The organism is Actinophytocola sp., assembly GCF_036378875.1.
Lineage (GTDB): Bacteria > Actinomycetota > Actinomycetes > Mycobacteriales > Pseudonocardiaceae > Actinophytocola.
In genome coordinates this window covers 37463-48306 of record NZ_DASUVO010000014.1, presented here as the reverse complement: position 1 = coordinate 48306, position 10844 = coordinate 37463, and the positions used below count along the sequence as shown (strand labels likewise).

Annotated in this window: 7 protein-coding genes; 6 read left to right on the top strand and 1 reads right to left on the bottom strand. The window is 70.4% G+C overall.

Features of this window, described 5'->3' with window-relative positions; all coding sequences use genetic code 11:
• The coding region (locus tag VF106_RS03970; RefSeq protein WP_330838162.1) for an NTF2-like N-terminal transpeptidase domain-containing protein at positions 1–856 on the bottom strand (856 nt) is incomplete at its 3' end.
• Positions 857–968: 112 nt separating this feature from the next.
• On the opposite strand from VF106_RS03970, the gene argG reads away from it, so the two are divergent.
• The 6 genes from argG (at position 969) to VF106_RS03940 (ending at position 10842) form a co-directional block, all read left to right on the top strand.
• Positions 969–2381 (top strand): argininosuccinate synthase, encoded by a 1413-nt coding sequence (gene argG / locus VF106_RS03965; protein WP_330838161.1) that lies wholly within the window; start codon positions 969–971, stop codon positions 2379–2381.
• 106 nt (positions 2382–2487) lie between these two features.
• Complete coding sequence (locus VF106_RS03960; RefSeq protein ID WP_330838160.1) at positions 2488–2679, top strand: hypothetical protein; 192 nt, start codon at positions 2488–2490, stop codon at positions 2677–2679.
• A 199-nt stretch (positions 2680–2878) separates the two neighbouring features.
• Positions 2879–6760 (top strand): S8 family serine peptidase, encoded by a 3882-nt coding sequence (locus VF106_RS03955; RefSeq protein ID WP_330838159.1) that lies wholly within the window; start codon positions 2879–2881, stop codon positions 6758–6760.
• A gap of 469 nt (positions 6761–7229) precedes the next feature.
• Positions 7230–7697 carry a (2Fe-2S)-binding protein gene (locus VF106_RS03950; protein WP_330838164.1) on the top strand — a complete coding sequence of 156 codons (468 nt, stop codon included), beginning with the start codon at positions 7230–7232 and terminating at the stop codon, positions 7695–7697.
• Entirely contained in the window at positions 7697–8674 is a 978-nt protein-coding gene (locus tag VF106_RS03945; protein ID WP_330838158.1) for an FAD binding domain-containing protein, read from the top strand. The genes VF106_RS03950 and VF106_RS03945 overlap by 1 nt, the downstream gene beginning before the upstream one ends.
• The gene (locus VF106_RS03940; RefSeq protein WP_330838157.1) at positions 8671–10842 is read left to right on the top strand and encodes a xanthine dehydrogenase family protein molybdopterin-binding subunit; all 2172 of its coding nucleotides are present in this window, start codon (positions 8671–8673) and stop codon (positions 10840–10842) included. Before VF106_RS03945 ends, VF106_RS03940 begins: the two co-directional genes overlap by 4 nt.
• The last annotated feature ends 2 nt before the right edge of the window (positions 10843–10844 follow it).

The window sequence follows — 10844 nt, the reverse complement described above, 5'->3', positions numbered from 1 at the left end:
CGTTCTGGGCCACGGCGAGGATGTCGCCGGTCGACGGCTGGATGGCCACGAGCGCCGCGGGGTTCTGCTGGGTGTCCACCGCGGCCTGCGCCGCCTTCTGCACCGGCACGCTCAGGGTGGCGACATGGGGTGCCGTCGGGGTGCCGTGAAGGACCTCGACATCGGCGCCGGCCGCGTCGACCAGTGCCACGTACCAGCCGCCCGCCGAGCCCTGCTCGGCGGCGACCCGACCCAGACCGCCGACCAGGAGCGGCGCCACGGCCGGGTCGGCGGCCGACGTGCCGTTCGTGGTCCAGGTGACCAGTTGTGTGCCGTCGCGGTCGACCACCGCAGGCTGCCCGGCCACGTCCCGCAGCGCCAGGCTCTGGCCGGCGGCGAGCCGGGGGTGCACGAGCGTGGGCTGCCACTGGACGCGCCAGCCGGCCGCCGCCTTCACCACGCGCAGCGCGCTCTCGTAGGTCCACGTGCGCTGCGTGCCCAGCTGCCAGGTGAGCGTGAACCGCTCGTCGACCGCCGTCGCGTCGGGAGCGGGTGCCACGGGCGCGATCCGGTCGGCCGTCGCCGACGAGGGCCGGAGCGTCTGCCACACCGCGGCGAGCTGCGCGGTTGACGCGTCCGGGTCGTCGGTCAGCTTGCCGGCTCCGGCCGCGTCTCCCGAGGTGAGCGCGGTGAGGAACTGGTTGGTGATGTCGCTCGCCGTGAGCTCGGGCGGCGGTGAGTCGTCGGCGGCGGGCGCAGGCGCGCCGCTTGGTCGCAGTTGGAGTACGCCCAGCACGGTGATCGCGGCCACCAGTACGGCACCCGCCGTGAGGATGACCCGCTTCTTCGTGCGGGACGCAGCAGTGTTTTCCTGCACGGAATCCCCCAGGAGGCCGTCCCCCGACCTGGCCACGTCATACGATACCGGGCATATCGGTTGACGGCGGGGCCGGCCGTGGCCGCCGCGACCCCCCGTCCATACTGGATCAATGTCGAAGGTTCTGAGCGAGCTACCGGTCGGCGAGCGCGTCGGCATCGCGTTCTCCGGCGGGCTGGACACGTCCGTCGCCGTCGCGTGGATGCGCGAACACGGCGCGGTGCCCTACGCCTACACCGCCGACATCGGCCAGTACGACGAACCGGACCTCGACGCCGTGCCCGACCGCGGCCTCGCGTACGGCGCGGAGAAGGCACGGCTCGTCGACTGCCGCGCCGCGCTGGTCGAGGAGGGCCTTGCCGCGCTGGCCTGCGGCGCCTTCCACATCCGGTCGGCCGGCCAGACCTACTTCAACACCACACCGCTCGGCCGCGCGGTGGTCGGCACGCTCCTGGTGCGGGCCATGCACGCCGACGACGTGGACATCTGGGGTGACGGGTCCACCTTCAAGGGCAACGACATCGAGCGGTTCTACCGGTACGGCCTGCTCGCCAACCCGAACCTGCGGATCTACAAGCCGTGGCTCGACAGGGCCTTCGTCGCGGAGCTCGGCGGCCGGCACGAGATGTCCGAGTGGCTGGTGAAGCGCGGCCTGCCCTACCGCGACTCGGCCGAGAAGGCGTACTCCACCGACGCGAACATCTGGGGCGCCACCCACGAGGCGAAGCGCCTCGAACACCTCGACACGTCCATGGAGATCGTGTCCCCGATCATGGGCATCCCCTTCTGGGACGGCGACGTGGACATCGCGACCGAGGACGTCACCGTCGAGTTCGCGCACGGCCGGCCGGTGCGGATCAACGGCCGCGAGTTCTCCTCCGTCGTCGAGCTGGTCCGGGAGGCCAACGCCATCGGCGGCCGCCACGGGCTCGGCATGTCCGACCAGATCGAGAACCGCATCATCGAGGCCAAGAGCCGCGGCATCTACGAGGCTCCCGGCATGGCGCTGCTGCACGTGACCTACGAGCGGCTGATCAACGCCATCCACAACGAGGACACCATCGCGACCTACCACACGCAGGGCCGCAGGCTCGGTCGGCTGCTGTACGAGGGCCGGTGGTTCGACCCGCAGGCGCTGATGCTCCGGGAGAGCCTGCAGCGCTGGATCGGCTGGCCGATCACCGGCACCGTCACGCTGCGGCTGCGCCGGGGCCAGGACTACTCCGTCCTCGACACGACCGGCCCCCAGCTGTCCTACCACCCCGAGAAGCTGTCGATGGAACGCAGCCAGGACCCGGCGTTCGGCCCGGACGACCGCATCGGACAGCTGACCATGCGCAACCTCGACATCGCCGACTCGCGCGGCAAGCTGGAGCAGTACACGGCCCAGGGCGAACTCACCCCGTGGGACGGGCTCATCGGGGAGCTGCCGCCCGGCGGCGCCGCGGCCATCGCCGCCACCGACGAGGAGATCGTGGAGCCGGAGGCACTCGATCGTGCCGCCATGGAGTCGGGCACTGACTGACCGTGACACCCCCGGTCCACTTTCGTGTTCGAGGGTGCGGCGAGGCCGAAGCGGTGGGACTCTGAAGGTGTCGTGATAGTCCGTCCGAAGGGCGGAGGCGAGCGCGATGCCCGACTCAGACAGCTACCGCGCGGCCCGAGAGGCGCGAGCCGACCTCGCGAGGCGTGCGGCCCGATCGTCGCACCGGAGCGTCGAGGAGACGACGACGCATCTGGTGGACGGCGCGGTGTTCCGTTACGAGCACCCGGAGCGGGGCAGTCACTACCTGCCCCCGCCACCGGCGGAGCCACCGGACTGACCCCCTTCTAACCCGTTTCCGCGTCATCGTGACCGGCTGTGCCGGTCGCGATGACGCCGTGTGCTGCCCGGGACTCGGCCCGCGGTAGGCGCTGGCGCATTCCTGCCATGGCGGGAACTGGCCGTGGTGAATCTCTTGCGGCGTCGGCCGGCACATGGTGATTGTTGATCACCTCGCCTGTCGGAGTCCTGGAGGACCCATGAGATGGATGCGTGCCGTCGCGGTCGTTGGGCTTGTGGTGTCGACGTGGTTGCCTGTCGCATCGGCTGAAACCGTTGCCGCGTCGCCGAGTTATGGCGAGGTCCAGCAGGTCGCCGAGGTCACGCTGATCACCGGGGACACCGTGTCCGTCGGGGTCGAGCCGAACGGGCAGCTCACCGCCGACGTCACCGACGAGGCGGAGCGGCGCGACGGGCGGCCGGTGCTCCACTCCACCGTGCGCGACCACGAGTCCCTCTACGTGTACCCCTCCGACGCCATGGGGCTGATCGCCGCCGGGCGGCTGGACCGGCGGCTGTTCGACGTGGAATACCTGGTGCGCAACGGTTTCGCGGACTCGACCACCCCGACGCTGCCGCTGATCGTGCAGCACGGGAACACCCGCGCCGCGTTGCCGGCCGCCGCCGAGACCCTCGCGCTGCCCAGCGTCGACGGGTCGGCCGTCACCGTCGACAAGTCGCGGGCCGCCGAGTTCTGGGCCGGTGTGGAGACCGCCCGGGCCGGCGGGACCACGGTGTGGCTCGACGGCCCGGTGCAGGCCAGCCTCGACGTCAGCGTGCCCATGATCGGGGCGCCCTCGGCGTGGGAGCAGGGCTACGACGGCAGCGGTGTCACCGTCGCCGTGCTGGACACCGGGATCGACGCCGCCCATCCGGACCTGGCCGGCAAGGTCACCGGCACGAAGAACTTCGTCGGCGGACAGACCGTCGCGGACGGCAACGGGCACGGCACGCACGTCGCCTCCACCGTCGTCGGGTCGGGCGCGGCGTCCGCCGGGAAGTACAAGGGTGTCGCGCCGGGCGCGTCGCTGCTGGTCGGCAAGGTGCTCGACGACGAGGGCAACGGCAGCTCCTCACAGATCATCGCCGGCATGCAGTGGGCCGTCGACGAGGGCGCCGACGTGGTCAGCATGAGCCTCGGCGGGTGCTGCACCGACGGCACCGACCCGATGAGCCAGGCGGTGAACACACTGTCCGAGCGGTCCGGCACGCTGTTCGTGGTCGCGGCGGGCAACTCCGGCGCGCGCGGCGACCGGACCGTCGGCACCCCCGGCGTCGCGGACGCCGCGCTGACCGTCGCCGCCGTCGACAAGTCCGACAAGCTCGCGAGCTTCTCCAGCCGTGGCCCACGTCTCGGCGACTTCGGGCTCAAGCCGGACATCGCGGGCCCTGGCGTGGACATCACGGCGGCCCGCGCGGCCGGCACCCAGCTCGGCCCTCTTGTCGGCGAGCACTACACCACCCTGTCCGGCACCTCGATGGCCACGCCACACGTGTCCGGCGCCGCCGCGATCCTCGCCCAGCGACACCCCGACTGGAGTGGTTCGCAGCTCAAGGACGCTCTCATGAGCAGCGCGAAGGACGACGGCTACGGCGCATACGAGCAGGGCACCGGCCGGGTCGACGTGCACCGCGCGGTCGACCAGGGCGTGCGTGCCACCGGCAGCGTCCAGTTCGGCAAGCTGCCGTACGCCCAGACGTCGCCTGTCACCAAGGCGATCACCTACACCAACGACACCGACGCCCCGGTCACCCTCGCACTCGACGCGACGATCAGCGCCCGCCAGGGCACCGTGCCGCCAGGTGCGCTGCGGCTGGACCGCGACACGGTGACGGTGCCCGCGCACGGCACGGCGACCGCGCAGGTCACCTTCAACCCCACCGGTGGACCGGACACCTGGTACCAGGGTGCGGTCCGGGCCAGCGGCACCGGCGTCGCGCTCACCACCACCCTCGGTGTGTCCCGTGACCTCAAACGGGTCACGTTCACCGGAAAGATCATCCCGCCGGACGGCGCCACGGACCTGTTCTGGGGCGGCTGGGTCCTCGTGCGAATCGACGGCCGCGACGAGGTGGAGCCGATCGGCGAAGGGCCGGAGCTGCCGGAGGTCGGCGGCGAGATCTACGCCGGCCGGTACGCGGTGCGCAGCTTCGCGCAGTGGCGCGACCGAGACGGCGCCCCGCACTCCGCGCTGATCGCCAACCCCGACGTGGACGCCACGAAGAACGCCTCGGTCGTCTTCGACCTGCGCAAGGCGAAGAAGATCGGCACCACGCTGCCGAAACCGGCCGAGCGGCACACGCAGCAGTTCGGCTTCGTGAGCACGAGCGAGGGCGGCGCGGTGAGCGCACGCACCGAGTACCGCGCGTACGGGGCGAACACGCTGTGGTCACTGCCGACCCAGAAGCCGACGCTCGGCGAGTTCTACGCCTACTCGCAACGGGTCTACACGCAACCGCTGCTCACGATGCGCACCGGAAAGTCCACTCTGGACGCCCGGTACCCGACGCCGAACGCGGCGGTCGGTGACGACGAGATCGCCAGGTTCGACGGCCGGCACAAGCTCCCTGTGGTGTTCGCGGGCAACGGCACCGACTTCGCGAGCATCGACGTGCGGGGCAAGCTCGCCTTGCTCGACCTGTCGGACATCTGCGCCGCCACCTGCACGAAAGACGGGCTCGACCGGGTGCGCAACGCGCAGACGGCCGGTGCGGTCGGCGTGCTCGGGTTCAGCGCGGAGGGCCGGGGTTTCCTCGATCCCGTGCCGTACGGCCGGAGCGTGTGGCCCGCCTACCCGATCCCGACCGTCAGCCTGCCACCCGACCAGGGCAAGGCCCTGCGTGACTCGCGTCGTGCCGTCGAGATCGCCGGGTCGACCGACCCGGAGTACGTGTACGCGTTGAGCTACCCGTACCTCGACCGGATCCCGGCGTCGCTCGAGTCGAAGGTCGGCGCGCACGACGTGTTCACAGTGGACAAGCGACTCCACGCCGACGGTCCCGGCGTGGCCAGCCTGAGCTGGAACGCCCAGCTGCCCGGCATCAACCCGATCCGACGGATCGGGCAGGGCAACGGCCTGGACGTCCGCGCGCCGGGCACCATCTCCGTCCACTTCGGACCAGTACGGCAAGGGGTCGGATGGAACCACGCCGCCAGCCTGTACTACGACGCGCCGGACGACGTCAGCGGCTACGCACGCAACGGTTGGTCCGACGGCGGGATCGAGGAGTTCCCTCGGGCCGGCAAGCGCACCGACGACCCCGGGATGGCGCCCCTGGTGTCCAACACCACCCGGTACTCGGCGAACGTCGCGCGCTACTTCACGCCGACGTGTCTGTCCTGTCGCAACGGTGACATGTTCAACCCGGTGCACGTGCTCTCCGCCAACGGCGGTTCCGGCTACCAGGCCTACGACATCAGCGGCGGTGAGAACGGCACGGACCAGACCGAGCTGCACCTGTACCGCAACGGTGTGGAGATCAAGTCGCAGCAAGGGATCGTGTGGATCCTGCCGCCGTTCTTCGGCTACCTGAACGAGTACTTCACGCTGCCGCCGGAGCAGGCGAACTACCGGCTGACCGAACGGTTCACCTCGGACTACGCGATGCAGAAGTACGCGCGGACCGTGAACACCGAGTGGACGTTCACCTCGCGCCGGCCGACAAGCGGGTTCACCTCGCCCGAGGACGGCGGGAACTGCATGGGCTGGTACATCACCCTGGGCACGAAGGACGTCTGCCAGGCGACGAGCCAGCTGTTCGTCGGCTACGACCTCGCCCTGGGGCTGGACAACACGGCCCGCGCGGGCAGGGCACACCAGGTGACGATCAGCGCCTACCACAGCTCGCTGCTCGAGCGTGCGCCGAAGATCCGCGACCTCGACGTCTGGGTGAGCTACGACGACGGCACCACGTGGAAGGCCGTGCGTACGTCTCCGAAGGGCGGCGGACAGTTCGCCGCGACCGTCGTGCACCCACCGCTCGATCGGACGGCCGGTGCGGTCACGTTGCGCGTCCGGGCGGTCGACGAGAAGGGCAACACGGTGGACCAGACCACCCAGCGCGCATACGGGCTGCGGTAGCGGGAGACCGCGAAGGTTCGCCCAGACGGGCGGTCCGCGAAGCGGGACGCCGTGGGCGTCGCGGGGCGATTCGGGTACGCCCTCGAAGGCAGGGTCGAGGGCCTGGCCGGCGAGCCTCGCTTCACGGGGCCGGGTGGGCGCGTAGCGTCCGCCCGGCCCTCGCGGGTTGAGGTGCGCCATCGCTCGGTCACCGGTTTGTTGAACTCACCGGTACTGAGTGTTGGACACGCGAGGCTCTTGCGACCACAGGTCTGATCTATCTGGACCACACTGACTAGGAAAACGCTTACTTCAACGATTCGGTATTGACTCGTCTGATCTCTCGGTGTTGTGTGTCGCTATGACCTCCGACGGCCTGTCCAGGCGGAGCTTCTTCGGGAAAGCGGCGGTGGCATCCGCCGGAACGGTGCTGGCCGCGCCCGCGGTCGGCGCGGCGGCACAGACCTCGCCGCCAGCGGGGGAGAACCTGGTGACGGTCGCGTGGAAGGTCAACGGTGAGCGGAGGGAGCTCACCGTCGACCCGCGCGTGACCCTGCTGGACGCACTCCGCGAGCGACTGGACCTGACCGGCACCAAGAAGGGCTGCGACCGCGGCCAGTGCGGGGCCTGCACCGTCCACGTCGACGGCCGGCGGGTGCTGTCGTGCCTGACCCTCGCGGCTTCGGTGCACCGCAAGGAGGTCACCACCATCGAGGGGCTGGCCGCCGGCGACGAGCTGCACCCCGTCCAGCAGGCGTTCATCTCGCACGACGCCTTCCAGTGCGGGTTCTGCACGTCGGGACAGATCATGTCGGCGGTCGCGGTGATCCGGGAGGGCCGGGCCCGCGACGACGGCGAGATCCGCGAGGCGATGTCCGGCAACATCTGCCGCTGCGGCGCCTATCCCAACATCGTCGACGCGATCAAACAGGTGCGCGAGTCGGGGGAGGAGGCCTGATGCACGCCTACGACTTCGTCGCGACCAACAGTGTCGACCGGGCGCTGAAGCTGGCCAACCCGGACTCGGCGTTCCTCGCAGGCGGCACCACGCTCGTCGACCTGATGAAGCTCGACGTCATGACACCGCGGCACGTGATCGACATCAACGGCCTGGACCTGTGCGGCATCACGGCGAACCACAACGGGCTGCGGATCGGGGCCATGGCACGGATGAGCGACGTGGCCAACCACTCCGAGGTCGCGAACCGCTACCCGATGCTCACACAGGCGCTGCTGCTCAGCGCGTCCGGGCAGATCCGCAACATGGCGAGCGTCGGCGGCAACCTGCTGCAGCGCACCAGGTGCGACTACTTCCGCGACGTGCGAACCCCGTGCAACAAAAGGGAACCCGGCAGCGGCTGTCCAGCCCAGACCGGAGAGAACCGCAACCACGCGATCCTCGGCACCAGCACCGCCTGCGTGGCAACACATCCCAGCGACCTCGCCGTCGCGCTGGTGGCACTGGGCGCCTCGGTCCGGCTCCGCGGCCGAGAGGGTGTGCGGCAGGTCCCGCTCGACCAGTTCTACCGGCTGCCCGGCGACACCCCACACCTGGAGAACCAGCTGCGGCCCGGTGAGCTGATCACCGAGGTGCTCGTGCCGGCGCTGTCGTGGGCCCGCCGCTCGACCTACCTCAAGATCCGCGACCGCTCCTCGTACGAGTTCGCGCTCACCTCGGTCGCGGTCGCGCTGGACCTGCGGGACGGGACCGTCCACAACGCACGGATCGCGGTCGGCGGAGTCGGCGCGAGACCGTGGCGACTACCCGCCGTGGAGGACGCGCTGCGCCAACACCGGCCGACGGCAGACCACGTCCAGGCCGCCGCGGCACGTGCCGCCGAGGGCGCGCGCCCGTTGGCACACAACGGTTTCAAGGTGACGTTGATGCAGCGGACCATCACCCGTGCCGTCCTGAACCTGGCAGGCCGGCGATGACCGCCACGGATCGCGTCGACGGCCGGCCCAAGGTCACCGGCGCCGCCGCGTACGCCGCCGACCGGCATCCGGCCGGCCTCGCCTACGGATACCTGATCACGAGCACGATCGCGCGGGGCACGGTGACCGGCATGGACACCACCGCGGCCGCCTCCGCGCCGGGTGTGCTCGCGGTCTACACACCGTTCAACTCCCTCGGGCTGTTCACCTACAACCGGGAACAGAACGACGAGGTCCACGCGCCACTGCGGGACGCGAACGTGCGCTACTACGGTCAGGCGATCGGGTTCGTCGTCGCGGAGACGTTCGAGCAGGCCCGTGACGCCGCGACGCTGGTCGCCGTCTCCTACGACGCCCAGCCGTCAAAGACGTCCTTCGTGGACAACCTGGGCGGCGCGACTCCACCGCCGAGCGGCGCACCGACCGTGGACGTGCTCGCCCCGGAGTTCGCGACGATCGACGCGGCGCTGGCCGCGAGCGAGGTGGTCGTCACCGCCACGTACCTGACGCCCTGCAACGACCACGTCGCGATGGAACCACATGCGACGGTCGCCGCGTGGCAGGGCGACAACCTCACCGTCCACACGGTCAGCCAGGGCGTTCGGCTGGTGCAGGAGCGGCTGTCGAGCACGCTCGGCATCGACCAGTCCCGGATCCACGTGATCAACCCCCATGTCGGCGGCGGGTTCGGCAACAAGTGGGGGATGTGGGCGCAGATGCCGCTCGCCGCGGCCGCCGCACGCGTGCTCGGCCGCCCGGTGAAGGCCGCGCTCACGCGTGAGCAGGTGTTCACGATCGTCGGGCACCGGCCGGCCACCAGCCAGACCGTGTCACTCGGCGCCCGCCGCGACGGCACGCTGATCGCGGTGAAGCACGACGGCGTCTCCAGCAAGTCCGCGTCGAACGGCTTCACCGAGTCGGTCGCCAGCACCTCGCTCAGCACCTACGCGACCCCGAACCTCCACATAGGACGCGCGGTCGTGACGCTGGACGTGCCGGTCACCACGATCATGCGGGCGCCCGGCGAGTCCAACGGCGCGTTCGCACAGGAGAGCGCACTCGACGAACTGGCCGACCAGCTGGGCGTCGACCCGCTGGAGATCCGGCGACGCAACTACGCGACGGTCAAACCGGACAACAAGCTGCCGTGGTCGAGCAAGCACCTCGACGAGTGCTACGACCTCGGCGCGGCCCGCTTCGGCTGGTCACGCCGCAACCCGGTGCCGGGCTCGGTGACCGACGGCGACTGGCTCGTCGGCATGGGCATGGCGACCTGCACGTACTCGGCGTCGCGGTCGAGCGCCAGCATCAAGGTGCGTCTGCTGGCCGACGGCACGGCCGTGGTCGCCGGCACCGGAGCCGACCTGGGCACCGGGCAGAGCACGGTGTTCGCGATCCTGGCGGCCGAGGTCCTGGGCATTCCGGTGCGGAGGGTCAGCCCGGACATCGGGGACTCGACCGCGCCTACGGCCGCCAACGCGGGTGGTTCCGGCTCGACGTCGACCAACGGGCCGGCCGTCCAGCTGGCCGCAGCGGCGGCACGGGACGCACTGCTGCGCTTCGCCGTCGAACACGAACGCTCCCCGTTCCACGGCATGACCGACGTCCGCTACGAGAACGGCGACCTCAAAGCGGGCGGCCTGACGATGAGCTTCGGCACGCTGCTGTCCACAGCGGACGTACCGGCCGTCGAGGCGACCGCGACCTCACCGCGCAACGAGAACCGCACGGTTGCCTACCGCTCTTTCGGCGCCCACTTCTGCGAGGTCCGGGTCAACCGCTGGACGGCGGAAGCACGCGTCTCCCGCTGGCTCACCGTCGTCGACGCGGGCCGCATCGTCAACGAGAAGACCTCCCGAAGCCAGATCGTGGGCGGCGTGATCATGGGCATCGGCCACGCACTGCTGGAAGACGCCCGCATGGAACCAACGGGCCGCTTCGCGAACGCCAACATGGCCTCCTACCTGGTCCCGGTCAACGCGGACATCCCGCCGATAGACGTTCACTTCCTCGACTACCCGGACAGCACCCTCAGCTCGCTGGGCGCCAGAGGCATCGGTGAACTCGCCATCGTGGGCGCGGCGTCAGCCATCGCCGGCGCGATACACAACGCCACGGGCAAACGCATCCGCGAACTCCCGATCACACTGGACAAACTGCTCACATAGCA

Bases quoted from the DNA above. Each gene is read 5' to 3' on its own strand.
- argG (WP_330838161.1), top strand. From the start codon at position 969: ATGTCGAAGGTTCTGAGCGAGCTACCGGTCGGCGAGCGCGTCGGCATC.
- VF106_RS03960 (WP_330838160.1), top strand. From the start codon at position 2,488: ATGCCCGACTCAGACAGCTACCGCGCGGCCCGAGAGGCGCGAGCCGAC.
- VF106_RS03955 (WP_330838159.1), top strand. From the start codon at position 2,879: ATGAGATGGATGCGTGCCGTCGCGGTCGTTGGGCTTGTGGTGTCGACG.
- VF106_RS03945 (WP_330838158.1), top strand. From the start codon at position 7,697: ATGCACGCCTACGACTTCGTCGCGACCAACAGTGTCGACCGGGCGCTG.
- VF106_RS03940 (WP_330838157.1), top strand. From the start codon at position 8,671: ATGACCGCCACGGATCGCGTCGACGGCCGGCCCAAGGTCACCGGCGCC.